This is a genomic window from Gemmatimonas sp. (assembly GCF_046594945.1).
GTDB lineage: Bacteria > Gemmatimonadota > Gemmatimonadetes > Gemmatimonadales > Gemmatimonadaceae > Gemmatimonas.
Genome location: NZ_JBKJRB010000111.1, coordinates 1 through 26245, shown reverse-complemented (window position 1 = coordinate 26245; position 26245 = coordinate 1). Strand labels below are relative to the sequence as shown.

Below are 26245 nucleotides of genomic sequence, written 5' to 3'. Positions count from 1 at the left end.
TGTTGCCAGTAGCGGACACCGGAAGCTTTTGCATGGGCGGCGCGAGCGGTGGCTCGAAACTCGAAACCTGCCGGTGAGACGTCCACGTACTAGTGACGATGCCCTCACTGCTCCGAAATTCTCCGCGATTGGCGCGTCACCTCGCCCTCGCCGCCCTCCCGGTGACATTGCCCGCTCAACCGGCTCCCACCGCAGCACCGAACATTCGGGCGTACCTACCCGCCATCGAGCACTACATCGCGCAGCAAATGCAGCGCAATCGTATGCCGGGTGTGGCGGTCGCGATCGTGTCGCATGACTCGGTGATCTACGCGCGCGGGTTCGGCACCGACGGTTTCGGGGCATCGGTCACCGAGCGCACTGGGTTCGTGCTCGGGTCGATGAGCAAGTCGGTGACCGCCCTGGCCGTCATGCAGCTGGCGGAGCGGAATCTGTTGGAGCTGGACGCGCCGGCGCAGCGGTACCTCCCGTGGTTCCGCGTGGCCGACGCCGGCGCGAGTGCACGCATCACGGTGCGCCAGTTGCTGCACCACACGAGCGGTATTCCAACCAATGCCCCGCGAGCCATCGGCGCCTCGCGCACGCTCACCGATCAGGTTCGCGCCCTCGCTCACGTGACGCTGAACAACGCGCCAGGCGTGGTGCACGAATACGCGAGTCCGAACTACTTGGTGCTCGGCGCGATCGTGGAAGTGGTGTCCGGGCGTTCGTACGCGTCGTATGTCCAGGCATCGATTTTTTCGCCCCTTGAAATGCGCGATAGTCACGTCGAGCAGACGGTCGCGCATGACCGTGCTCACCCGGGGCGCCTGTCGAGCGGTCATGTGTACGTGTTCGGTTTTCCCGTAGTGCGCACGCTGCCGCACGAGGGGGATCGGTTGCCCACGGCCGCGCTCATCAGTAGTGCGGCCGATATGGGACGCTTCCTCGTGGCGCAGCTGCGCACGGATTCCAGTGCGCTGTTGAGCGCGGCCGGTTTCGCGCAAATGCACGCCGGTGGCGCGCCGTCAAACGGATTTTCGTACGCCTTCGGCTGGCGCGATGGCACGATCGCCAGCGAGCACGCGGTGCATCATGGTGGCATCGTTCCGAACTTTCGGGGCAAGATGGTAATGTTTCCGGAGCGACGACTCGGCGTCGTGGTTCTCACCAATGTATCGTCGGCGATTCCGTGGCCGATCGCGCCCACGAGTCACGTCATGGCCGATGATATCGCCGCCGCGCTCATCGGCGTGACGCCCCCAGAGCCGTCGGATACGCATCGCTGGCTGTTCGGCGCGATCGGCACCGCGATGCTGCTGGTCATTCTCAATCAGCTACGCGGTCTGCTGAAGGTCGTACGCGGCCGGAGCAGCGGCGTCCGCGCATCGCGCGCGGGAATCATCTCCATCGTGCTGGACATAGCATTCGTGGCGGCGGTTGCGTTCGTCATTCCTCGAGTGGCGGGGCTGTCATGGACGGCGTTGCTGTTGGGTGCCCCAGACGTCGCATGGTGGCTCATCATCGTGGCCACCCTCAGTCTCGCTTCCGTGGCGGTGCGTCTGGTGCGGCGCGTCTGATGAACCGCGCACGGTAGCCGTGCGGGCGCCTAAGTCGTTCGGTAGGCGCCCGCAAAGCTGCACGTCAACTCAACCCGCAAGCGTACCGGGTACAACCGATGTGCCGGTCGCAGCGCCTCCAGCGGCGCCGCACCGCTCACCACCGACAACGACTGACAGCGCATTGATCCCCCCGGCGCTTTGGCGCGGAAACCCTCCGCGGGCCTGGCCGTCGTGAACACGGTGTAAAACTTGCTTGCCGTATCGGAACAGTATTCACGAACACCTGCGCGCAGCTTCATCTCCATCTGGCGCAGCATTTCCAACCCGTGGCCGTACGCCGATGCCACACGGCGGAGTCATGAAGGAGTAGAGCTCCAAAACGAGTGCGAGCGTTTCACCAGTGCCGACATTGGCCCATGCAACGCTCGCGCAATATCTCAACGATCACCTTGCCGGATCGGTGGCCGCGCTCAAGCTCATGAGCAGAGTCGGCGACGCGCGTGCCAAGGAGCCCTTGGGCGTTCTCATGAGTCGACTGCGCGCCGATCTCGACTATGAACAGGGTGTGCTGCGAGAGCTGCTGGGTACGCTTGATGCAGAGTGCTTCCCGTTCGACATCGACTTCGCCGGACTCGCGTCGCGGCATCCCGATGAGCGGGAAGCAGCGCGTGTGGCGGCGGGGCGAGCCGCCCTGTGCTGTGCCGCAACGGTAGTCTCTCGTGCGCGATGAGTATCTCTCACCGGTACCGTCATCCGCGGCTCAGATCTATAGCTGCCTGACGGCATCGACAGCAACACGCCTTCGGCACGGGATTCGCAATCGATGGCGCGTGCCACACGCCGTTCACTCCTCCGGTCCCTCACTCGTCATGACAGTAACGTCAGCGCGCATGCACCACGGTCCGCGCACCGTTCGGTGGTGACTCGTACCAACTCGACCGCCGGCGACGTGGCCCGGCGTCTCTGGGAACAGGCGGCGAGGGCGAGCACGTACGCGAACCCGTACTCGAATCCGCACGCAAACGATGCATCGGGCGCGGCGGCGATGCGTCTCCTGAGCGACCTCGAAGTGGTATTGAGTCGCTGGATCGGGTCGGAGGGATTCCGCGCCCTGCTCCTCAACGCCGCACGTCTGACGCTGCCGGCGCACCCGGTACTGAGCACCGTGCTGACGGTTGATGGAGTACGGGGCGTGCCGCATGATGCGCCGGCGGCAAACGATGCGATTGCCAGCGGTGTGGTGGCGCTCCTTGAGGTCCTGATGCAACTGCTCGGCCGTATCGTCGGCGACGAGATGGCCGTGCGCCTCATCGACCAGGCCGGAGCACCGAGCCCGCGCGGCACCGTGAGCATCGACACCCACGAAGAGCGGAATGACCAAGCTCGCTAATCGCATCGTCGCGCGGCGTGACCTCCCGCCGTTCACGCTGCTCGACACTGGCGTGCCCGGGTTGAACGAAGTTTTGGGCGGTGGACTGCCAGAACTCTCGTTTAACCTGATCACCGGCGAACCAGGCTCGGGCAAGACGACGCTGTGTATGCAGTTCCTGTTCGCCAACGCCACCGCCGAGCGACCCGGCCTCTTCATCACCCTCCTCGGCGAGACCTCGCTCAAGATGCTGCGCTATCAGCAGCGCTTCTCGTTTTTCCATCCTGAGGAGGTGGGCACCGCAGTGCATTTCCTGAACCTCAGCGAAGAAGCGCTGGAAGGGGACCTGGAGGTCGTTATGCAACGTATCGAGGCGGAGGTCCGGAGACTGGGGCCGAGCGTCGTCGTCGTCGATTCCTTCGGGTCGCTGCTGCACGGTGAAGTGGGCGGAAGTCGGGAGGGCAGCGTCGAGCGATTCGTACAGCAGCTGGCTCTCCAGCTGACGACGTGGGAAATCACGTCGCTGCTGATTGGGGAGTACGAAACACAGGACAGCCGAAACCCCGCGTTTGCGGTAGCTGACGGTATCATGTGCCTCACGCAGGCGGTTGACCGCAACTCCGTGGTGCGCAAGCTGCAGGTCATGAAGGCGCGTGGGCTCGCGCACATGCCCGGACTGCACACGCTCAAGCTCACTGACGATGGCGTGATCGTGTATCCGCGCGTGTCGAGGCGTCGGACGGACGCGCACGCAGCGGAGCGCAAACGGCTGGGCACCGGTATTCCCGGCCTCGACGAGTTGATGAACGGCGGAATTACCGCGGGCGATTCTGTGGTGCTCGCCGGTCCAACCGGTTCGGGTAAGACGACGTTTGCGGTTCAGTTCGTGGCGGAGGGACTGCGTGAGGGTGAGGCCGCCGTGATTGCCGTGTTCGAGGAGCATCCCGAGATCTACCTCGCCCGGGCGGCGGCGATGGGGACCATGTTAAAAGACGCCGTGGACACCGACCGTCTCCGCGTGATCTATCTCCGACCGCTGGATCTGTCGGTAGATGAAACGCTGCAGGAAATCCGCGAAGCGGTAGAGCAGATCGGTGCCACGCGCGTGGTGATCGATTCCATCTCCGGCTTCGAGATGGCGCTGGCACCCACATTCCGGGAGGACTTCCGGGAATCACTGTACCGCCTGATCGGGACGCTCACCAGCATCGGTGTCACGATTTACTCGACGGTTGAAGTGGTGGAGCAGGAACGGCTTCAGATCACTGGGCAGGGCGTGTCGTTCCTCACTGACGTGATCCTCAGCCAGCGGTTCGTCGAGATCGAGGGCGAGCTTCGAAAGGCGCTGGTGATCGTGAAGATGCGTGGGAGCAATCACAGTCGAGACTTCTGGGCCTACGAGTCGACTTCCACCGGCATCGTCCTCGGCAACACCTTGCGCGAATACGACCGCGTCGTCACTGGGCTTCCTGTTCGTCAGCTGCGCGCGGCAGGACCCTCCCGCGACCCGTCTCCCAAAGATCTCAGCGACAGCTGATGTACACATCGTGACAGTCCCCCCTCCCTCGCAGCACGAGGCCGACCGGGATCGGCGCTACGAGCAACTGGTCGAGCTCGCGCCTGACGGCATTCTGGTGCACGATGGCGAGGTGATCTTGTCGGCCAACGCGGCCGCGGTTCGCCTTGCCGGCGCCAGCCGTGAGGAGCAGCTCGTGGGGCAGCCGGTGGATATGCTGCTTCACCCGCCACACCTGAAGGCGGTCGCACGCCAAATCACGAATCACACCAGTTCGGTAGAGCTTGCGCCGCCCGTGCGAGACACGCTGCATCGCCTCGACGGCGGGCACGTGGAGGTCGAGGTCAGGGCGCAGGTCTTCGTCGAGGGCGGAAGACCGTCGGCTCATTTGGTGATTCGCGACATCACGGAGCGGCTCGCGTCGGAGGCCGTGACGCGCGAACACGCGGCACAATTGCAGGAGACCCAGCGGCTCGAGGCGGTCAGTGCACTCGCCGGTGGCGTGGCGCACGAGGTCAACAACATGCTGCAGGTGATCGTGGGCTTCGGGGCGCTGCTGCTGGATGAGCGCGAGGTGACGTCAGAATCATTGGCCAATGTGCGCGAGATCATCGCGGCGGCGAACCATGCCGCGGCTATTACCCGTCAGTTGCTCGAGTTCAGTCGCCACGCCGTGCACCGTCCGCAGTCGGTGGATCTGAGCGCGATGGTGCGGCAACTCCGGCCGGTGATTCGTCAGATGACGGGCGAGCAACGACGGCTCGATGTCTCGGCGCAAGAATCGCACTTCGTATGGGTGGACCCAGGACAGCTCGAGCAGCTGGTGGTCAACCTGATCATCAATGCGCGCCATGCGACCACACATGATGACACTATAGCGATCGTAGCCGCCGAGGTCGAGATCCTACGAGGAGCGCTCGACAATGACGGTCGATCCATTTCGCCCGGTCGGTACGGCATACTCTCGGTACGGGATACGGGGAGCGGCATGGATACGGCGACGCGAGCGCGTATCTTCGAACCGTTCTTCACGACCAAACTGATCGGTGGAGGCACTGGGCTTGGGTTGGCGGCCGTGGCGGGCATCATGGCCCAGAATGGAGGGCATATCACGGTAAAGACCGCCCTCGGCGAGGGTTCGACCTTCTCGCTGTACTTCCCGCTCGTGGCCCCGAGTCCGCTGTCCGATCGTGGACACACACCGGGCGTGAACGCGCCCGTCAGTCCCCCGGCTCGGCTACCGGCGGAAACCACCATCCTCGTGGTAGACGACGAGCCGGCCATCTGTAAAGTGACTGGTCGTTTGCTGGAGCGGGCAGGGTACACGGTCGCGAGGGCCCACAGCGGGAGCGAGGCACTCGACCTCATCGAGCGAACCGGAGTACCAGCGCTGATACTGACCGACCTCGGCATGCCAGGAATGAGCGGGCGGGAACTCGCGCAGCGCATTCGCGCGAAATGGCCAGCAGTCCCCGTGGTCTTCATGTCCGGCTATGCGGCGGGTGCCGCCGAGTACGATGCAGTGGACGACCCGCAGCACCTGTTGATCGAGAAGCCCTTCGATCCGGCCGAGCTACTCGCCAGCGTCGAGAACGTGCTGAAGGCGGTCCCTCTGGTGTAAGGTCGCCTGCGAATTGCGCGCTCACCACGGCCCTTTATGAGGCGCTGCGGTGGCCGATCTGGAACATCGCCAGTTCTGACGGCATTCGGCAGCGTTTCAGCTATCCCACTAATAGCGAACGCGCTGAGACGACTCAACCAGGCCGCATAACCCCAACGCGGTGGGACCATGGCGAACACCTCGGCCTGCAGACGGGTGACGCCCCCATTCTCCGCAAAGCCGGTGGTGTGGTGACCGACGATGCGATCCGTAGTCTGAGCATTTCGCATCACCTGCTCAACACCAACAAGATCGTGCTCACTCATCACACGTGATCCGGCATGCTCGCGTTCCCCGTCGATTTGCTCAAGGCTGGTCTGGAGGGAGACGTGGTGGACGACAAGCTCCTTGGACAGGCGACGTCGTGTTCGTTCGTGAGTTGCAACTCGTCCGCGTCAACGCCGTCCCAGTGCCACGCCTTCCGCGATCCGCTCGAGCCACTCGACGCGCGCGGAGCGCGCAGCAGACGGCACGCCTCGAGTGGGATGTGCAGCGCAGGATGTCGTCCATCATGAATCACCCATGAATTCCAACCAGTCCGGGCCGCGCCAAGCGCGCTCAGTCCGCCACCGAAACCGATTCCTTCCAGGCCTGCGTGAGCGCGTCGACGATCGCCGCTGCCGGCTGTGCACCGCTGATGCCGTAGCGCTCGTCGATCGCGAAGAAGGGGACACCCGTGATGCCGAACTGCTGCGCGCGCGCTTCGTCGTGGCGCACGTCGCTCCCATGGGCCGTGCTGGAGAGCATGTCGCGCACGGCCAATGCATCCAATCCGATGTCGCTCGCTAAGCGCACGAGCGTGTCGTGGTCGCCCATGGCCTCGCCTTCGGTGAAGTAGGCCGCGAACAAACGTTCGACCATCGTCGCACGCTGTCCGACCGTGTCGGCGAAATGGATGAGACGATGGGCGTCGAACGTATTGCCGGAGATCGAGCGATCGAAGCGGAAGTCGAGGCCATCAATGGCACCGGTAGCTGTCATGCTGTCCATCATCGACTGCGCCTTCTCGACAGTCAGGCGGTACTTGGAGGCGAGCAGTTCAACCGTAGCCGTCGTTTGACGGGCAGGGGCCGTGGGGTCGAGCTCGAAGCTGCGCCACACGATATCGAGCGCGTCGCGATGCGGGAACTGCTCCAGCGCCTGTTCGAATCGGCGCTTGCCGATGTAGCACCACGGGCAGGCGATATCGGACCAGATTTCGACTTTCATGAGCGGTGGGGCGAGAGTAGAACGTGTAGAGGAAGGCTGGCACTGCGGCCCAACGTCGAGTGCAAGCGAGCCTCCCCTCGACAGCACCCCGCTCACCGGGAACATGCCCGCCGTGTCCACATCCATCGAAGGTCACGATCTGCACATCGATCAGACTCCGCTATGATTTCATGTCAAGCTAGAGCTCGACCGACGTGGGCTGCTCCGGATCGTGTGACCAAGCACGGCTGGGTGCGTGTTCACACCGAGCGGAGAACGTGTGACGGGATGCCGGTCCTGCGCGCCGCACTCACCGGCGAGTGCGGCGTGTGTGATTGCTCAGACCGCTGGACCAATGACATTCGCTAACGGTCTATCGCCTCGTCACGTATGTGCGACCTGCCACTCGGCGAGTATCGTCGTCAGGGATTGTATGTTCGCCGGCTTGACCATGTGGCGGTCAAACCCCGCCTCTCGTGCGCGGCGAATATCTTCGTCTTGCCCCCACCCGGTCACGGCGATCAGCAAGACGCCCTTGCCCCACGACTGCTCACGAATAGAGCGGCACACTTCGTATCCGTTCACTTTCGGTAAGCCAATGTCAAGCAAGATCACATCGGGCCGGAACGCCCCGGCGAGAGCAACGCCCGCTTGTCCATCATAGGCCGTTCGGGTGTCGTTTCCCACAAGCCGCAGCATCATCGACAAACTGTTGGCACTGTCACGGTTGTCATCCACGATCAGGATGCGCAGTGACGACTGTTCGGCGATGAGACCTTTCGATTCCTCCAATCCCTGCGGCGTCGGGGCTTCGATCACACTTGGCAGACGGACGATGAACGTACTGCCCTTGCCGAGTCCCTCGCTCGTCGCCTCGACCGTACCGCCGTGCATCTCGACCAGCCGCTTCACCAACGTCAACCCGATGCCCAACCCTCCTTGCGACTTCCCCAACGACCGATCCATCTGCGTGAACATCTCGAAGACGCGGGGCAACTGGTCGGCGGCGATACCAATCCCCGTGTCCTTCACCGACACCACTACGTCGTTCCGTTCACGCGCGACGTCCAGCTGGATGCGACCGCCTCGGTCGCTGTACTTGGCCGCGTTGTTCAACAGGTTCAGGAATACTTGTTCAAGGCGCGTCATGTCGGCTTCCACGATCAGCGGCTGAATCGGGAAGGTCGCGACGAGCTCGTGGCCCAGCTGCTCGATCAGCGGTCGGCTACCTTCTACGGCATGGTGGAGGATCGCCGTCAATGACACGCGCTCTTTGCGGAGTTCCAGTTTGTCCCAGTTGATGCGACTCATGTCCATCAAGTCGTCGACCAGCCGCACCATCTGCGTGAGCTGTCGTTCGACCATCGAGCGGGCTTGTTCAATGATCGCCATCTGCCCGTCGGCCAGCTTCATCAGTTCGAGCCCGTTGCGCATCGGAGCGAGCGGGTTTCGGAGTTCGTGCGCCAAGGTTGCCAAGAACTCGTCCTTGCGTCGGTCGTTGGCGGACAACTCAGCGGCGAGTTGCCGCAAACTATCTTCGGAGCGCTTTCGCTCCGTGATGTCCCTATGGACGCCCACCCATTCGCGGATTGTCCCGTCAGCCTGCAAGATCGGGACGGCGCGGATCGCGCAGACCCGCCAGTCGCCGTCGTAGCGACGGACGCGGTGCTCGAATTCGAACGTGCAATGCTCGGCTACGGCTCGGCTCCACGCGTCAAGCGTTGGCTGTGCATCGTCGGGGTGCACCGCATTCGCCCAACCGTAGCCTTCATATTCTTCGCGCGATTGACCGGTGAGCTCCGCCCATCCGCGCTGTTCGCCTTCCATCAACCCGGCGGCGTTGTTCGTCCACACGACGTCGCTCACGACGTCAATGGCCGCGCGGTAGCGTCCTTCGCTTTCGCGAAGCTCCGCGCTGCGCACCAATAGTTCGGCTTCGGCATGTTTCTGCACGGTCACGTCATCGCCGAGTGCCAGCACAGAAAGCATTTTCCCGTTGGCATCCACCAGTACGGAGTGATGCCAAACGCAGTGGAGCAACCGACGTTCTTTCGTCCAAAGTCGGACTGACTGCGTCACGTGGCGTGTGACTCCGTCCGTCAGCCGTGCAATTACCGCATCCACAAGGTGCCGGTCTTCTTCGTAAATCAATTCCAGCTCGGCGATGGAGCGCCCCAGAACTTCGGCGGCGCTCCAGCCATAGGCCGCCTCGGCCTCGCCCGTCCACCGTGTGATCACGGCATCGCTGTTCCATTCCACCACCGAGAGCGGCGACGTTTCCACGAGCGATAGGAGGCGCTGCTCCTGCTGGCGGATAAGGAATTCGTAGCGCTGACGCTCCGAGAGATCGTAGAAGTGACACACCACGCCGAGTCGGCCGTCAGGCATGGTGGTACGCTCAACCTTCCAGTCGTACGACTCCAATTCCGCGATGTCGTGCCGCGTCTCCTGCGTGTTCGGCGCGTGGTACGACTCGCCAGTTTCCAGTACGCGGCGGAAGATGGCAATGGCCTCTCCGGCAAAAGGTTCCGCCCAAACGATGCGGAGGACCTCCGCAAAGTCTCGACCAATGAGCGGATGGACATGTTCAAAGACCTTTTGCGCCCCGGCGCTTACCAACGAGAGTCGAAAGTCGGCGTCCACCGCATAGATTCCGAATGGCGAGTGTTCCACGAGGTGGCGAAAACTGTCGTGGGCGGCGCGTAACTGCTCCTCGTCCCGCTTGCGTGTGGTGATTTCCTCTATCATGACTCCGAAGCCGACAAGCTCACCCGCGTCGGCTCTGACCGGATACCAGCTTCCGCTCCAAAAGCGCGTCACGCCGGGTGCGGCGGGCGTCTCTCCGGAGTGTTCGTGATTCAACACGGCTTCGCCCGTGGCCCTGATGCGCTCCGTCACGTCGCGGATGCCGTCGACGAGTGTAGGCACAATCTCGGAGACATGTCGGCCCACGTGCGCCTGAACGGATATGCCGTTCATCTCGGCGAGACGGGTATTGATGCGCACGTACCGCAAATCCCGATCAAGGAAGCAGAAGCCGATCGGCGCGGTGTGGAGAAGGGTATCGATGTTGATCGACGCGTCCTTAGCTGCCTGAAGCTGGGCTCGTAGCGCAGCGTTCTCCCCGCGAAGCTGTTCGTCAGGTGAGCTGTTGGGAGCTATCGGGTCCATGTCTCGGAGCGCCAGTGTGTCGTGAAAGTCCACCTCGCACGCGGCATCGAGGGCCAAGCTCGTCGCGCATTGCGACGGTGTAGCTACAGCGTAGGCTACGACTTCATAGGTCGTTTGTCGAGTACGTTCAGGCTGATCATCGTTACCGACTGGATCCTACCGGAAGAGACTGCCTTCTGCGAGCGCTGGAATCTGCGCGTCACGCGACAATGCACGTCCACTTCAATCTGTGGCCGCGATGCTCGGCAACGTCGAGGTACTCGAGGTGTGGCGACACGCATTGTCGCCGTAACTTTCGTATCTCAATCCCGGGCCGGATCTCTGCAAGGATCGCGTAGAACGGCAGCTCGAGCCGGCTGTCGCGGGGGGCGCGGCGGCGAGTGACGACTACATCGCTATGAATCGTGTGATGCCGCTGCAAGTGACCGGTGCACTGGCGGCCCGTGATCGCTGGGCGTTCGCCGACTCGGTGCAGGTGGCCGGCGTGTCACCTCAGAGCATGGGGCTGCTGCCGTTCACGCTCCTCGAGTAGACGGCAAGGCTGCGCGGTGACTTCTAGCCCTGGCGCATCGCCCCCGACAGCACGGTGCGCGCGTGGATCGAACAGCGCATCATCGACGATGCGGGTATCCTCGGTGACTACGTCGCCGACGGATCCAACCCACGATGCCCGCCGGCATGGCATTTGGCGCCATCGATTTCGTCCTCGGCGCGCTCGTGCTGGCGGCGCTTACGATGCGAGTCAGTCCGCTGGCTCGGGCGGCGCGGGAGACGGCCGAGCCGACGCCGGCTGTCAACCGCGCGGCGGGTGCTCCAGTGATCGTGCCTGATGAGAGCATTGGCTGCATGGCTTAGCTGTCCTCCGCGACCTTCGCGTCATATAGCAGGGCAGCGATTCGCACGGGGCTAGGCCAAGGCGCCGCCTACGTCAGGTGGCGTATGTCGCGCGAGCACCCGCGAGACGATCCTCAGGGCACACCTCTCAGGAGTCGCCATGAATCGCCCCATCGTTCTCGCCATCCTCGTTGTCTCGCTCACCGGCGCGTGCACACCATATGCGGTCACGACCACGGCTCGTCCATTGGCGCGCGGTGAGAACATGCGCACGACCACGCTGACCGTCGTGCCCGCCGGAGCGCAGTTCTACGCCGACAGCGCGGATAGAAAGAGGGCAAGCGTGGCGATGCCGGGACTCGACATCGAACAGCGCTTCGGACTCGATGATCGCTCCGACTGGGGCATCCGTATTCCGTCGATGAGTGGCGTGATTGTCTCGTACAAGCGACGTCTCGACGGACCCTCGGCCCGCGACGGACGTGCGACGGCGCTGATGCTTGGCGGCGGGATGGTAAACTTGGGACAGCACGCCCATGTCGACGTCACTTTGCTTACGTCGGGACGCGAGAGCGCATCGTGGATTCCCTACGGTGGTGTTCGTGCGCTGCAGGTGATTCCACTTAGCAGTATTGCGGTGCGGGACACGCCGGCCGTCGGTGCGTTCGGCGGCGTGCGAACGGGCGGCAGCGATCACGGATTTTCGTTCGAGCTCGGTGTGTTCTACGATGAGTCGGCGCTGAAACTGCGACGCAATACCATCATCATCGTGCCGTCGATCGCGATGCACGGCGGTGCATTCCGGCGATTGCTCCCGTGGTAGCAGCATGACGTTGGCAGCAGGTCGGCGTTCTAGGAAGGGGAACGGAAAAGCGCGCGTGCGATCCGTACACCGGCGAGTTGTGCACCGACGTTGGTCACGCTTTGTTCTCACGGATCGAAAGTTTGGTATTATCGTGCGAATCTCGCCTTCAGCCGAGCTCAGCCATGCCCATTGCATTCGCGTCACATGCCCTGCTCAGCGCCCTGCTGCAGGTGCAGGCGCCGCTGCACCTTGTTGCGCCGCTGCCGCGACGGCCTCTGCCAAAGCCTGCGGCGCATGCCGTCGCGGCGAGTGCCAGCCAAAATCGTCTCGCCGCGGGCGTCCAGAACGGCCGCGTGCTGTCACTGGCCATCGATGTGGTTACCGCGAAGTGGAAGCCTGAAGGTGAGAACGATCCCGAAGTCCCGGTGCTCGCGTTCGCCGAAGTTGGTAAGAGCGCGACCGTACCGGGGCCATTGATTCGTGTCAGGCGGGGCACTGAGGTGCAACTCACCCTCAGCAATCGCAGCGATTCAGCGTTGGTGATCGGCGGACTTCGAGCGGGGAGCAACGCGGGCGACGACACCGTGCAGCTGGCCGTGGGTGCAACGCGGCAGGTGCGCGTTCGCCTCGATTCCACCGGGACCTACTTCTACTGGGGGGCGTTCAAGGGGACGACGGCCTCCGATCGTAACTGGCTCGACTCCCAGTTGAATGGCGCGATCGTGGTCGACGCGCCGACGGCGCGCACCGATGACCACATCTTCGTGCTCAGCGAGTGGTTTCATCCCTACGACGATCGTCGACAGGCTTTCGAAGTGGTAAGCGTGATCAATGGAAAAGGATTCCCGCATACGGAGCGCGTCGTGCTGCCGCAGGGTGACTCCGTGCGCTTTCGCATAATCAACACGATGGCATTGCAGCACCCGATGCACCTGCACGGATTCTACTACCGTATCGAAGAGCACGCCGGAAAGCGCATTCCACCCAGTCGGCAGCTACTCAGCAACACAGATCTTTTGGAAGCAGGCACCACGGAGGTGTTCAGCTTTCTGCCATCGACGCCGGGCAATTGGCTGCTGCATTGTCACTTCGCCTTCCACGTCGACGAAACCGTTTCACTCGCCGAGTTGCCGTCGATGGCGGATACGCACCACGCGCGTGATGCGATGGCGCCACATTCGATGCGCGGTCTTGCGGTCGCGTTGCAAGTAACGCCGGCGCCGGGGTACCAGCCACCAAGCATGGTAAACGCGCGCACTATTCATCTGCAGGTGCAGCGGGAGCCCAACGCGCTGCCTGGCGGCACTGATGCCATCGGCTTTATCGAGCAGGTTGGCGATTCTGTGCCGCCGGCACACAAGGTTTCGATTCCCGGTCCGGTGCTGGAGCTCCAGCGGGGAACGCCCGTGCGGATTGTGGTGCGCAATCAGCTCGATCAGCCGACCAGTGTGCATTGGCATGGACTCGAGATTGAAAGCTTTCCTGACGGCGTACCAAATTGGAGTGGACTGGGCGATCGCGTTTACACACAGATCGCGCCCCGCGATTCATTCGTGGCCGAGTTCGTGCCGCCGCGCGCAGGGACGTTTCCGTATCACTCGCACTTGAATGATCGGCAGCAGATGCTGTCGGGGATGTACGGCGCCATCATCGTCACGGATCGTCCGCGGGATCTCGCTCACGATCATCTAGTCGTGGTCGGTGGCGGAGGCCCAGCGATCGAAGACAAGATCGAATCCCCGTTCGCCCTCGTGAACGGACGAACCAGTCCCCGGTCGCTCCATCTCACTGCGGGCGAAACACATCGCTTTCGCCTCGTGAGCATCAATCCCGATTGGCCCGTGCGCTTTACGCTGCGCAACGACGCCGTGACAGCCCGCTGGCGTGCGGTGGCCAAAGACGGGGCAGATCTTCCGCCCGCAATGGCGACAACGCGACTGGCGAGGGTAGTGATGGGGCCGGGTGAAACGGCGGACTTCGAGTTCACGCCAGCGGTACCGGGCACGTGGCGACTCGATGTCGCGAGCGATGGGTCCGGATGGCAGATTCCGCTCAGCGTGATCGTGGAGGCAAAGCCACGCCCGACCACAAAAACGAAGGCGGCGACAACGTCGAAAGAGTGAGCCCGCCTGCTCATCGCCGGCGGATGAGCTCCAACTGTGACCTCCGCGTTGGCGCCGACGAACCGGTGCACCACGCCCCGTTGTGCCCACGGCGAAATTCGCAGAAACGGCGCGCGATGATGGTCCACATGATCGAGGCCATCATCCGCTTCACCGCCCATTGGCGGGAGTGCTCGCGAAGACGCCGCATCATATCTGGACAGTATTGGGGCGAGTGTGGTGGAATCCGCGCGAGCGACCAAGGCGACGGTCAGGGTGCCACGCAACTGCGCCAAGGCGTAGCCAGGGCGTTGTCCCGATCCTTGGCGTTCCTACGAATTGCGGGCGCTGGGTCCATCGATCGCATTGGGGCGCGTCCCGTGGCCCTTGGAGGTGGCGACAAGCAGGCGATCGCCGTGCACTGCCACGGCTGACGGATATCAGTCGGTAGCCACCCGTCCGTTGAGTCGATCAGTGCCGCGCGCGTTCAAGACGCCCGACGTCTTGGCTGGCAAGTCTAAGATCGCGACGGCGTTCGCATCTGCCTCCGTGACGAACAGTCGTGCGCCATCGGCCGACGGGGCACCTCTAAAAATGCGATCTACCTTGTCTCAGCTTCAATATTTCATAACAGCTGACGGTCCTGTACCGCCGCATCGCTGATCTTGCCCCGTCGTCAGGGCAGATGCATTGAATTTTTACAGGTGCCCTGAAAGTGATCGGGAGGCCGCCGAGTTCCATGTGCAGGTGCGGTCGTCAGTGACAGGATACGTACTTGGTATCGGATTGGCACCGGTAGCGGGCTCATGCCGAGCGAGCACGTAGTCGAGCACGTGCTCGCCAAGCGTCGGAGTCTCCTGTCGGCAAGGCGGAACGTTGCGTAGAGATCCAACGGCGGATGGCCGGCGTACCCTGTCCACCACGCAGTCGCACGCCCCGCCTTTTCTGGAGAGCCTGATGAAGCAACCTGTGTCGCGCCGTTGGACGAAGTGGACACGCGCCGTCGTAGCCGGGGTGACCGTCACGGTTGCCACCGCCGCGATCGCCGTCGCGTCCGACCATATGGACACTCCGCTGGTCGAGTTCAACCCGAAGTACGATGTGAACGACGTCTACGCATTCCCCGGCTCCAGCCCCGACCGTATCGTGCTCGTGCTCGGTACCCAGTCGCCGATCACACCGGCCGCGACACCTACGGCCGCGTTCGGCAACGCAAATGACGTGCTGTATCAGCTTAAGATCGACAACACGGGCGACGGACGCGAAGACCTCGTGTTCCAGTTCACGTTCTCTGGTGAGCCAGGTGACCAGAAAGTGCGCGTGCAGGGACCCGTCGCCCCGAACGAAGTCGGTACGATGAATACGCTCGTCAATGGAAAGCGCGAGATCCAGGGCGCTGTCAACGTTACGCTTGGCTCGGCCTCCGGCATGCAGGTGTTTGCCGGTCCGCGCGACGACCCGTTCTACATCGATCTCGAGCAGTTCTTCACGATTCTGCCCGATCGCAAGCCGGAGCGTGGCCCGCTCTCGCAGATCATGCAGGGTCCGCTCACCTTCCGGCCACGCGACACCGCCCGCGACTTCCTGACGGGCTTCAACGACCTCGCTATCGTCGTGGAGCTCCCGCTCGCGGAGATCACGGCGAACGGCGCCAACCCGCGCTTCGGCGTGTGGGGCACTACGAGCAATGCACGCAAAAACACGTTGGCGACCAACTGAGCGCGCGATGACTACCACACACACATTCCAGGGAGCGACGATGCGCACGCGTATCGCAAAGCTGTACACGGCGAGCGCACTGATCGCCCTCACCTTTGTTGCAGGCTGTGCTGACGAGACCCCGATGGGTCTCGCCGACGCCAGCGCTAACAAGGCTGGTGGCAACGGTGCCAAGGTCTACGAGCAGGTCGAGTTTCTCGGCAACCCACTCGTGGCCGAAGTCACGATTGTAAAGGCGAACCATGACGCCTTCAACCGCACGATGCCGTACGCACCGAGCGCGTTCCGAGCCGAGACCGAGCAGTTTATTGTGGGCGTCGCGGGCCGCGAGCCAAGCTACGCGGCGGTCGTCGCCGGCGTGCTCTACGCCACCTCCGACATGCTTCTCGTAAACTCGTCGGCGCCGGCTGGCACCGCCGGCTGGCTCCGCTGGGCGCCGCCGATCAATGCCGTGTACGGCGGAACAGGCGCCGGCTACGGCGGTCGCTTGCTGTCGGATGACGTCGTAGACATTGGTCTGTACGCGATCTTCAGCAGCCTGCTGAGCCCAGTTGGGGCTAGCTGCGCCCCGGGTGCGCTGCCGCTGTGCACAGACAACGTGAACGTGGGTGACAACAAGCCGTTCTCCCGCACGTTCCCGTACCTCGCAGCACCGACGCTCTGATCGGTGTGTTGGGCCGGCCATCGCCTTACTTCGAAACGGTGGCCGGATGCCGTGTGAACATCACAAAACGGAGCACGAGAGTATGAATCGGCAACGGTGGCGTGGAATGCTGGTCGTGGGGGTCACCGTTGCCGGTGGAGCGTGGTGGTACCAGCACTCGACGAACGCAAGGGCGAGAGTGGCGCGCGCCGTTGCCGAGACCGCAGTGCAGGCGGAGTTCAATGTGCGCTCCGCCGACATCGCGTTCTTTGAGGCACGCGTTGCCGCCGATCCCCAAGGCTCGATCGACCGCCTGCAGGTCGGTACGCTGTACTTGCAGCGCGCGCGTGAGCGAAACGATTACGAAGACTACTTGCGCGCCGAGCGCTCCGCGCGATCGTCGCTCGCGATTCGCCAAGGTCGGAACGGCGCGGCGTATGCCGTGCTGGCGTCATCGCTGCTGGCGCAGCATCGGTTCATCGAAGCCCGTGACGCGGCGCGCCGGCTGGTCGAGGCGGAACCCGGCGTCGACGGGTACCTGAGCCTTCTCGGTGAAACGTGCCTCGAGGCGGGCGACTACGCTGGCGCACGCGATGCGTTCGCGGCTCTCAGCCCGGAGGGTCGTGCCTCACTCGCCGTCGCCCCTCGTTTGGCACGCTGGGCCGAGATCCGCGGGGACACCGCGAGCGCTCGCCGCCTTTTTCGGGCCGCGCTCAACGCGGTCACTCGTACGGCGAGTATACCGCGTGAACAAGCGGCCTGGTTCTTTTTGCGCGCCAGCGACCTCGAACTGCGGCAAGGTCGTCTTGCTCGCGCTACAGCGGCCTTGGACGGTGGACTGCAGCGCAGCCCGAGCGACCATCGCCTGCTCGCGGCGGCGGCGCGACTGGCGGCGGTGCGTCATGACTGGCGCCGTGCCATCGAGCTCGGTGACAGCGCGATCGCCGTATCACTCGATCCCGCCACGCTCGGTATCATCAGCGACGCCTATGCGGCCCTTGGCGACAGCGCGAAAGCATTGGAGTACTTCGAGACCATGGAGGTGGCCGTTGGCCAGCAGCCGGGCACCTATCATCGCGCCTGGAGTCTGTACCTGCTCGATCACGGCCGCAGCATTCCGGCGGTGCTGGAAGCGGCGCAGGCCGAGATCGTGGGACGGCCCGACGTGTACGGCTACGACTTGCTGGCGTGGGCGTTACACAAAAGCGGTCATTCTACTGAAGCGCGCGCGGCCATTGGTGCGGCGCTGGCACAGGGCACGCAGGACGCCATGCTATACTATCATGCCGGCATGATCGAACGTGCCGCCGGCAACGTGATGGCCGCTCGTAATTATCTCGAACGAGCGCTTCGCATCGCTCCCGACTTCGATCACGCGGCACCGATGGTAGCTCGCCGAGCGCTCGCCGAGTTTCCCCTGGTTATCGCGCACCGCGCCGTGGCCAGCGACGCTGGGCGATAAGGGCATGGTTCACCGTTGGTCAGGTGAAGTGCACGGCATCGCGTTTGCTGCGGATTCGCGTCGCGCCGTCAGACTATGCTGCGCACGCGCCGCGATGGCGAAAAGTCGGTACGCTGAGTCTCGGCGCGGCTACAAGAGCAGTTGAGGACTCAGTCGGGTTCTGAGCGCCCACCAGAGTGCGCCGCCGACCGTACTTCGGCCAATCGTGACACGTGCCGGACCCGAGGCGCCGACCCGCCAGGCCCCGCCCGCCGGCGCCCACGACCGCGCCACAAGCACGCCGGTTTCGCCGTCAGCCACGGCGTTCACCTCGTCGAGCGGCATGGCACGCGGATGCGCGGCATCGGCATCGAGGTACAGGCTTACGGTCTGTCCGCGCACGATCGCAGCGGTTCCAGCGCCTCGCGTGCGAATGCGGATCTCGAGCGAGTTGGGATTGCCGAGCGCCAACAGCGCGGTACCAGCGTCGACCTTCCGTCCGAGTAGCAGCTGCGGGTCGGCGGTGATCACCTGACCGTCTATGGTCGCGCGAATGACACCGGACCGACGCGCGAACGAGGCATTATCGGCACGCACGCCGGCCGTGGTGGCCTCCGCGTCGATCGACGCCGTGGCAACATCGTCACGCCCGCGCCCGGCACGGGCCAGCGTCGCCAGGGAGTCGTGGGTGCCGCGCAATCGCGGCAGGTCGCGCTCGAGGTCGCGGTTGAGGACCTGCAGCAGGAACGCGCCGGCCTGCACGGCCTCGCCCTCCCGCACGCGTACGTCGCTGACCACGCCAGCAATAGGCGTGGTGACGATCGTGTGTTCGGCGGGTAGCGCGGTCCACTCCCCGTCGACCGTACGCGACCACGGCAGCAGCAGCGCAAGCAACGCGAATACGCCGGTGGCCCGCCAGCCGCGAAGGGGCGCCGGAACTCGTTGCATGGCACGCTGCACCACACGCTGCAGTCGTTCGCGATAGAGAACATGGCCTGTCTGGCGCACCGCGCGCCACGCGTGTTGAACCTTCTCCCGCTTCCACAGCATCAGCAACAGCACAAACCCAGTCGCGGCGAAGCCGCCGAAACTGCGGAACAGCCAGCCGCCGACGATACCAAGAAGAAACCAATAGACGAACGCCAGATAGGCCATGGCGGCGAAGCCATACACGAGAAAAATGCGCCGCTCGCGTTCGCTCACGACCGGCTCGGTGTCATCGCGCCGCAGCAGGTGCGCCGCGAGAAACCACCGTGTGTGCGCGTGGGCGCGTTGGCGCAGGTTGGGAATCTCGAGATAGTCGCTGAGCGCGAAATAGCCGTCGAATGGCAGCAGCGGGTTGGCGTTCGTGACTAACGTGAGGCCACCCGCGAGCACGGCCGTCAGCATCCCTACTTCAGACGCCAGCGTGCTCGGCGCGGCGAGCAGCCAGAGCGCCGCGCCGGCCGCCGCGACCCACAACTCGATCCACCCACCCGCCGCGGTCACCCACAACCGATGACTCAGCTGCGTGAATGTCCAAGCGTCATTCACGTTGCAGTAGAACGCCGGCTGAAAGTAGAGGATCATGACACCCATCTCGTTCACGGCGCCCGAAAAGTGCTTGCAGGCGTACGCGTGGCCGAGTTCGTGAATCGTGCCGATGATGACGTATACGATCCAGAAGATCGCCACCGTGCCCACGCTGATCGCCCGCGGATGCATGAGTGCGGCAAAGCTCGCGCTGAGTTGAGCCCAGTAAGCGGCAACCACGACGGCGTAGACGGCGAACAGGGCGAGCGATGCGTACACGAAGGCCGGCGTGAAACACCAGCGCACCAACGGCATCGTGCGTTCGAGTAGCGTATCCGGATCGCCGAACGAAAAGCGCATCCGCAGGAACTCACCGCGAAAGAGCGGCTGTCGGCGGCGCTCCTTGCGTTCGGTCCGAAGTCGTTCGAGCTGGGCGCTGGACCGTTCCGCGAGTGACCGCTCGACCAGGCCGAGTCCCGCGAGTTTGAGCGCGAAGGCGTCGATCGCCGATACCGACAGCGCCAGCCCTTCGCTCGCGAGCTGCTGGGCGATCTCGGCGATCGTGTGCTCGCCATCGAACGCGGAGATCACGCGCGCCTCCGCCGGGCGGAAGCGTAGATACACGCCACTCGCGGGGCTCTTGACCACGTACCCACGCTCCCCCTGCATCGATTGCTCGACGAGGCGTAGGCCGTTTACGAGCTTCGGGCGTCGTGTACTCACGGACGCTGTGGGTCGCTACCGCGCACGGGCGCGAATCCGGTCGCCCGCCTGCAGACCGGCGAGCACTTCTACCTGCGTGCCGAACTCGCCGCCAACGACGACGGGTCGCATCAGCGTACGCCTGTTCTCGACCAATACGACATAGCCGTCGGTGGATACGGCGGTTAGTGGCGCAGCCAGGATACGACGTGCACGGCGCGGGAGTTCCACGAACACGGCACTGCCTGTGAACAGGTTGCCACCTGTGGTGGGGCCGGCGTGGCCATCCACCTGCACGATCACTTCGCGCGTCCCGCTGGCCGGATCGATCGCCGGCGCCAGCTGTCGGATGCGACCATCGAGTCGGCGACCACTCGTGGTGACCACCGCGAGCCGATCGTGTATGCGCAACGTCGCGGATTCACTTTCCGGGACCCGTACCCGGGCTAACCACGGGCGACGCGCGGTGACCCGCACGATCGTGTCGTGCAGCGCGAGCAGCCGTCCGGGTTGTACGTAGCGTCCCGTGACGACGCCGTCGAACGGGGACAGGATGCGCGTGCGCTCAAGCGCCTGATCCGCTTCGCGTTTGGCGACCTCGGCCAGGTTTGCCTGATACTCCGCGTCCTCGACGTCGGCGATCGGGATATTGTTCGACTTCGCCATCTCGTGTGCGCGCCAGGCGGTCTTCTTCGCATAATCAAGCGTTACGTCGGCACGCGCGACGGCCAGTCGTGGCATGCCATCCTCGACGTAACCGAGCACGTCACCTGCCTTCACGTCGCTGCCAAGCGCGACGGAGAGTGTGCGCAGCACGCCGGCCGTTCGGGCACCGACGGCGGCGTCCTGCTCGACATACAATTGCGAGGGCAATCGCATCGGTGTCGATACGGTGGTCGACTCCACGGTGACGACGGCGGCGACTGTGGTCGTCTGGCGTACAGCCGTTGCCGGCGCACTGGCATTGGCGTCGGGGGAACCACTGCAGCCACCGAGCACGAACAGCCACGCCGTTAAGCCGAGCACGCGTGGAGGCGCAGGATACTGGGGTCGATGCAGGGAGGGGCTCATGCCGTGAGTCGCCAGAGGAGAAGTCGCGCCGACCGCAGCGGATGGCGGAGCAGTCGCTCCGCGAGCGACGCGGGTCCCGTGAGCACGCGGACGTAGCTGCGCATGCCGGGACGGAGTTGCTGGCCGGGATTGGCCACCAGCGCGCGAACGGTGAACTGGGACCCGCTGGTATCGGACGCGATCAGCGACGCTGTGCTGGCCAGCGACGGCATTTCGAGCAGACGTTGCGCCGCCGCTGCTGGCAGTGGCGCGATGGCCAGCACCCGGCCTTCGAACGTCTGCTGCGGAAGTGCCTCGGCACGCAGGCGGACACGCTGCGCGCTGGTCACGCGGGCCACGTCCCGTTGGGGCACCGTAAACGTAACTTCCAGCGAGTCGGTGCGGCCCAGCATCAGCAGGGGAGCACCGGCCAATGCCCGCTGTTCGAGTAACTCTTCGGTGCGTTCCGTGAGCACGATGCCGGCGGCCGGAGCTCGGATCACGGTCGCATTGAGTTCGCTGGTGAGCACGGCGCGACGCAGGCGCGCGGTTTCGGCTTTCGCACGCGCCAGGCGTTCCCCGACGGCATCGGCCCGACTGGCCGCCAGCGAGGCTTCACGTTCCGCGCTCACAATCTCGGCGTCCATCGCGTCACGGGCGCCGCGCCGTTCAGCCACCCGCAGCTGGAGCAGTGGCGCGCCCTGTTCGACACGCTCGCCGGTGCGCACCAATACCTGTTCCACCTGACCGTCCACGAGTGGGCGCACAATCACGCGCTCGGCTGGCAGCAGCGTGGGATCCTGGCCATCGACCCGTAGTGGCCAGCGAATGAGCGTGAGGGCGGCCAAGCCCGCCACGACGGCCGCGGCGAACATCTGCTTCTTGCGTTTCGGAATTTGCCGGAACGCGCGACGGCGTTCGCCGATGGCGCCGAGGACGTCGACCAGCGGCACTTGCGAATAGAGGCGTGCGTTGCGAATTGCGACCGTCGCCTGATTGGCCAGGATCTCCGCCACGTCGCGCTGGTGCTCCGTCGCGAACTCGGCGCGCTGCGCCTCGAGTACGAGAATGCCGACAATGCCCTCTTCGTCGCGCAGCGGGAGATAGAGCCCGCTGCGCATCTCGTCGGCCTCGAGATCGCCTTTGAAGAACTGGAGGAAGACGCGTTCGTCATCGGTCGCGGGGTCTTCGCGATCGGAGACGTACAGGCCGGCGCCGCGACCGGCGGCCCACGCGGCGCGCTCGGCCAGGTCTCGCAGCCGAGAATCGTTGGCGTCCACCTTGTCGGCCCCCGAAACCGCCCGAATGTCGCAGTGGCCATCCTCATACAGCGCCAGTGCGCCGCGATCGAACGTGAGCGCGCGAGACGCGAGGTTGACCACCGCCCGTAGCACGCGATCAAGATCGAGGGTGGCGGTGACTTCGCGACTCAGCTCGGCCACGAGATTGAAGTCGCGCGCCTTCGACTGCAAGACACCTTCGCGCACGAGCGTCCCGGCCACGAATCCCGCGAGTGTGATCATCGCGGCCAGTGATTCCACGGAGCCCTCGCTGAGCGGTCCGTCTCCGCGATCGCGGCAAAGCCGGATGACGCCAACCACGCGCTTTTCCGGCGTGCGGATCGTTCGCGCTAGCGCGAGAGAACTCTGGGCATCGGCCGAGAGGCGTTCCTGATCATCGCCCTCGAGTCGATCCACCTCACGGGCAAGTTCGTCGGTTCCGCCCACCATGATGCGTTTGAGCGCACCGGAGTCCGGCACCCAGAATGAGCCGCCATGTCCCTCGATGAGGCTGATGGCACTGCCGAGCAGCGCCTGCCACAACTGGGTGGTGGTTCGCGCCTCGAGAAACTCGAGAGTGGCGTCGTGAAGCTCTCGGTACGCGCCCGGGGCGATCGGCGTGGTCATGTGGCTGTTTGCTGCTGCACTGCGGGTGAAACCATGTCGCCAATATGCGACGGAGCGGCCGAGGCGTAAGCCCCGGCCGCCCCGTCACATGCCTTCCCGCGCCAAGTAGGCGATGGGCCTCAGGGGAGGGCGCGGCGCGGTGCGATGCGCTCTTCAAGCTCTGTCGAGCTGAGCTCAATGGCGTCGGCTTGCTGGCCGATCTTCTCGAACACCTGCTTCTGTTGGTCAGGCGTGAGCTCAATACGGACTTGGTCCTTCTTCGACTCGTTGCTCATGGCGGGTGCCTCGATCAGGATGGAATATTACGAGTGTTGGGGAGCGGAGCGTCGATTACGGGTTCATGACTCGCGGAGCAATGCGCTCCTCGAGCTCCGACATGGACAGCTCAATGGCATCAGCGTGCTGACCGACCTTGTCGAACACCTGCTGCTGCTGCGGCTCGGTGAGTTCGATGCGGATGATCTGCTTGTCCTTCTTGGATTCCATGCTCATGGCGAAAGGCCTCGACGGGTGGAGTGGGCGGGCGGTAGCCGAAAACCGGCAGGAGCTACGGAGAGGAGCTTACGGACGCCGCGTGAAAGCTCCGTGAATCCGCGCGTGCGATTCGTGAATCCCCACGATTGGCATTCATGACGGTTGCTTCACGATTGCTTTCCGGTGGCGTTACAATGGCGTGAACGGGGCCGTCGTCGCACATTCGTGATTGCGAGCGAGAATGCCACACCAACGAGGGCGCGAATGGGGACTGCCAGTATGTCGGCCGATTTGTATCTGCGGATCTGCGAGGATCCCGCCCTGCTCTCGGCCGGCATTCGCGTCCCATTGGGGCGCAAGGCGTTGGCGCTTCTTTCGTACATTGCCGTCGAACCGGGTCCGCATTGCCGCGCGCAGTTGTCGGCGTTGCTGTGGCCGGAGGCCGATGAGAGCCACGCGTCGATGTCGCTCCGGCAGGCCCTCGCGCGGCTGCGCGAGGTTCTCGGTGACCGTCTGCACTGCGATCGCTCGGAAGTGGCGTTGCACGCCAGTAGTGACGGGCCACTCCCGAGCGACTACGCGCACTTTCGGGCCACGATTGCCTCGGATCCACTCAACGGGGCGCGATTCGCGGTGCATCGCTTCCTCGCCGCGTTGCCAGTGGACGATGCGCCCGAACTGCTGCATTGGGCCGACCGTACGCGTGCGCAGCTCACGCGGGTTGCCGCCGCTGCGCTCGAGCGGTTCGCCGCCGAGGCTGCCGCCCGTCGCGACTGGCCAACTGTGACTCGCGCCGCTGAGCGTTGGATCGAGCTGTCGCCGCTGTCCGACGACGCGGTGTGTCGCGCGGTAGAAGCCGCCTGTATGCGTCGTGATCTCTCCCACGCCCTCGAGCTGCGTGAGGCATTCGTGGCCCGCCGGCGTGACGACGGGTCGCTGCCGGGGCAGGGATCCGGGCGCGTAGACGACGTGCTCCGCAAGCTGGGATCGCTTGCGACGCCCACACCGGTGCGCGGCGTGCCGGCCGCGGGCACAAGCGCCAACACCGACCACGATATCTCCGTGGTGCGCGGCTCAGTGGTCGTGCCGTTTGTGCCGCCGCTCAAGGATCGTGACGCGTTGTGGCAGCGCATCACACATACCTTCGACCACGTGGCCGAGCGCGGAACCAGTGCCCGTTTGCTCTTGTCGGGCGCCTTGGGGAGTGGCCGGAGCCGGCTGCTGCAGGACGCCACCGCCTGGATGGCGTCGTGCGGCGCCACCGTGCTCACGGCGGGCACGACGCCAACCAGTACCGCTTTACCGTACTACATCGTCGCGTCGCTGATCCGGAGCGCGCTTGATTCTCCCGCCCTGGCGGGCATCGATGGACAGCATTTACGCACGATGATGGCGCTGGTGCCGGAGCTGGGAGACCGATTTCCGGCCGTCCGTCGCACGGGCGACGCGGACGTCGCTACCGAGGGCGCGTTCCCTTGGCGCCTCCAGGAGGCGCTCTGGCAGGCGTTGCTCGCGATGGCGGAGGACGCGCCGGTAGTGATTGCGCTCGACGACATCATCTGGGGCGATCAGGAAAGTGCCGTGGTGCTGCAGATGCTCTTGCGGCGCAATGATTCGGCGCCGGTGTTGTGGCTGTTCAGCGGTGCTGACGAGCGCGCGAGTGAGCGTTCGCAGCATGCCTGGATCGAAGTGATGCAGGACGCCATTGTGCTCGAATTGCCTCCGCTGTCCGAAGCGAGCATTGTCGAAATGCTCGGCGATTGCTTCGGTGCGACCAACGCGTCGTTGGCGGATCGCGAGGACTGGGCGCCGCTCGCTTCGCGGTTGCACGCCGCCTCGCATGGCGTCGCCGGTCTCGTCACAAGTGCGGTCGAGCAGCTCCGGGCTCGGGTTGGTGACGACGCCGTCGCGCTGCAGCAGCAGCCGGTGCCAGTACCGATGCCATCGCTGGCCCAACAACGCCGAATCAGCGAACTCGATGACATGAGCGAAGCGGCGTTGCTCAGCCTTGCGCTCGTGATGGAAATAGGCCACCCGGTAGAGGCGTACGCGTGGCACTCGCGGCCGGCATTGACCCTCGGCCAGCTTTCGCACCTGCACGGCATTTCGCGATTGCGAGCGGCGATGATCGGGCAGCGCCTTGTGGCCGCCCGTTTGGCCGTCGAGGACCATAGCGGTTACCGCTGCGCATCGCCGGCGATCGTGGGCTTCATGATTGAACGAAGCAGCGGATTACTGCGTGAAGAGATGCGCCGAGTGATGCAGGTTGAGCCGACGTCGCGCCAAGCGTGAACTGCGGTGGTCGTCGGATGGGGTGTACAGGCGCTCTCGGCGCTGATCGGTGGGAATAAGCGCAGGCCTGTCCTGTCTACCAAGGGTCGACCACCGACATCACGTACCCTTCATCCAAGGTCTGCCACCATGCGTCGTCGTTTGCTCGTTCTTGCCACCGCCGGACTCGTCGGCCTTGCTGCGGCCTGTTCGTCCTCTGATGTAGGCGGCCCCACGGGAGATCCGTTCTACGCGCGCCTTCCCGGAAGCTCGGCGGGCGGCAAGCCGCTCGTCGCGACGCTCTCGGGCGCGGCCGAAGTTCCCGGGCCCGGCGATCCCG

Annotated in this window: 20 protein-coding genes and 1 pseudogene; 14 read left to right on the top strand and 7 right to left on the bottom strand. The window is 64.4% G+C overall.

The features are described 5' to 3' along the window. Positions 1 to 98 precede the first annotated feature (98 nt). From ACLL97_RS13375 to ACLL97_RS13355, 5 genes are all read left to right on the top strand, one after another. On the top strand, positions 99 to 1559 hold the full coding sequence (locus tag ACLL97_RS13375) for a serine hydrolase domain-containing protein (RefSeq protein WP_411280972.1): 1461 nt from the start codon (positions 99 to 101) through the stop codon (positions 1557 to 1559). Between the two features lie 382 nt (positions 1560 to 1941). Beyond that, entirely contained in the window at positions 1942 to 2271 is a 330-nt protein-coding gene (locus ACLL97_RS13370) for a hypothetical protein (RefSeq protein WP_411280971.1), read from the top strand. Positions 2272 to 2460: 189 nt separating this feature from the next. Next, positions 2461 to 2931, top strand: a complete 471-nt coding sequence (locus tag ACLL97_RS13365; protein ID WP_411280970.1) for a hypothetical protein — start codon at positions 2461 to 2463, stop codon at positions 2929 to 2931. Then, a complete protein-coding gene (locus ACLL97_RS13360) occupies positions 2915 to 4447 on the top strand; it encodes an RAD55 family ATPase (protein ID WP_411280969.1) in 1533 nt (510 codons plus the stop codon). The genes ACLL97_RS13365 and ACLL97_RS13360 overlap by 17 nt, the downstream gene beginning before the upstream one ends. Before the next feature lie 10 nt (positions 4448 to 4457). Further along, positions 4458 to 6047 carry a response regulator gene (locus tag ACLL97_RS13355; RefSeq protein ID WP_411280968.1) on the top strand — a complete coding sequence of 530 codons (1590 nt, stop codon included), beginning with the start codon at positions 4458 to 4460 and terminating at the stop codon, positions 6045 to 6047. Positions 6048 to 6644: 597 nt separating this feature from the next. On the opposite strand, the gene ACLL97_RS13350 is transcribed toward ACLL97_RS13355, so the two are convergent. Together ACLL97_RS13350 and ACLL97_RS13345 are read right to left on the bottom strand one after the other, a co-directional pair. After that, positions 6645 to 7295: a DsbA family oxidoreductase gene (locus tag ACLL97_RS13350; RefSeq protein WP_411280967.1), complete on the bottom strand. Its 651-nt coding sequence runs from the start codon at positions 7293 to 7295 to the stop codon at positions 6645 to 6647. 363 nt (positions 7296 to 7658) lie between these two features. Beyond that, positions 7659 to 10445 carry a PAS domain S-box protein gene (locus ACLL97_RS13345; RefSeq protein ID WP_411280966.1) on the bottom strand — a complete coding sequence of 929 codons (2787 nt, stop codon included), beginning with the start codon at positions 10443 to 10445 and terminating at the stop codon, positions 7659 to 7661. A 397-nt stretch (positions 10446 to 10842) separates the two neighbouring features. Between ACLL97_RS13345 and ACLL97_RS13340 the strand changes: the two genes are divergently transcribed. From ACLL97_RS13340 to ACLL97_RS13310, 7 genes are all read left to right on the top strand, one after another. Beyond that, positions 10843 to 10977 carry a hypothetical protein gene (locus ACLL97_RS13340; RefSeq protein ID WP_411280965.1) on the top strand — a complete coding sequence of 45 codons (135 nt, stop codon included), beginning with the start codon at positions 10843 to 10845 and terminating at the stop codon, positions 10975 to 10977. Between the two features lie 134 nt (positions 10978 to 11111). Continuing rightward, the gene (locus ACLL97_RS13335) at positions 11112 to 11300 is read left to right on the top strand and encodes a hypothetical protein (RefSeq protein WP_411280964.1); all 189 of its coding nucleotides are present in this window, start codon (positions 11112 to 11114) and stop codon (positions 11298 to 11300) included. A gap of 139 nt (positions 11301 to 11439) precedes the next feature. Then, positions 11440 to 12102, top strand: coding sequence for a hypothetical protein (locus tag ACLL97_RS13330; protein ID WP_411280963.1), 663 nt, complete (start codon positions 11440 to 11442; stop codon positions 12100 to 12102). Positions 12103 to 12266: 164 nt separating this feature from the next. After that, a complete protein-coding gene (locus ACLL97_RS13325) occupies positions 12267 to 14207 on the top strand; it encodes a multicopper oxidase domain-containing protein (protein ID WP_411280962.1) in 1941 nt (646 codons plus the stop codon). 936 nt (positions 14208 to 15143) lie between these two features. Beyond that, positions 15144 to 15905, top strand: coding sequence for a DUF4331 family protein (locus tag ACLL97_RS13320; protein ID WP_411280961.1), 762 nt, complete (start codon positions 15144 to 15146; stop codon positions 15903 to 15905). Between the two features lie 7 nt (positions 15906 to 15912). Next, complete coding sequence (locus ACLL97_RS13315; protein WP_411280960.1) at positions 15913 to 16569, top strand: DUF4331 family protein; 657 nt, start codon at positions 15913 to 15915, stop codon at positions 16567 to 16569. 82 nt (positions 16570 to 16651) lie between these two features. After that, positions 16652 to 18010, top strand: coding sequence for a tetratricopeptide repeat protein (locus tag ACLL97_RS13310; protein ID WP_411280959.1), 1359 nt, complete (start codon positions 16652 to 16654; stop codon positions 18008 to 18010). Between the two features lie 129 nt (positions 18011 to 18139). On the opposite strand, the gene ACLL97_RS13305 is transcribed toward ACLL97_RS13310, so the two are convergent. The 5 genes from ACLL97_RS13305 to ACLL97_RS13285 form a co-directional block, all read right to left on the bottom strand. Beyond that, complete coding sequence (locus tag ACLL97_RS13305) at positions 18140 to 20224, bottom strand: hypothetical protein (protein ID WP_411280958.1); 2085 nt, start codon at positions 20222 to 20224, stop codon at positions 18140 to 18142. A gap of 15 nt (positions 20225 to 20239) precedes the next feature. Further along, a complete protein-coding gene (locus ACLL97_RS13300) occupies positions 20240 to 21274 on the bottom strand; it encodes an efflux RND transporter periplasmic adaptor subunit (protein ID WP_411280957.1) in 1035 nt (344 codons plus the stop codon). After that, positions 21271 to 23160, bottom strand: coding sequence for an efflux RND transporter periplasmic adaptor subunit (locus ACLL97_RS13295; RefSeq protein ID WP_411280956.1), 1890 nt, complete (start codon positions 23158 to 23160; stop codon positions 21271 to 21273). The genes ACLL97_RS13300 and ACLL97_RS13295 overlap by 4 nt, the downstream gene beginning before the upstream one ends. Positions 23161 to 23279: 119 nt before the next feature. Beyond that, positions 23280 to 23435, bottom strand: a complete 156-nt coding sequence (locus tag ACLL97_RS13290) for a hypothetical protein (RefSeq protein ID WP_411280955.1) — start codon at positions 23433 to 23435, stop codon at positions 23280 to 23282. 55 nt (positions 23436 to 23490) lie between these two features. Next, the gene (locus ACLL97_RS13285; RefSeq protein ID WP_411280954.1) at positions 23491 to 23652 is read right to left on the bottom strand and encodes a hypothetical protein; all 162 of its coding nucleotides are present in this window, start codon (positions 23650 to 23652) and stop codon (positions 23491 to 23493) included. Between the two features lie 246 nt (positions 23653 to 23898). Between ACLL97_RS13285 and ACLL97_RS13280 the strand changes: the two genes are divergently transcribed. Together ACLL97_RS13280 and ACLL97_RS13275 are read left to right on the top strand one after the other, a co-directional pair. Further along, a complete protein-coding gene (locus ACLL97_RS13280) occupies positions 23899 to 25926 on the top strand; it encodes an AAA family ATPase (protein ID WP_411280953.1) in 2028 nt (675 codons plus the stop codon). 129 nt (positions 25927 to 26055) lie between these two features. Then, positions 26056 to 26245 (top strand): annotated as a pseudogene (locus ACLL97_RS13275) (hypothetical protein); the annotation flags it as partial.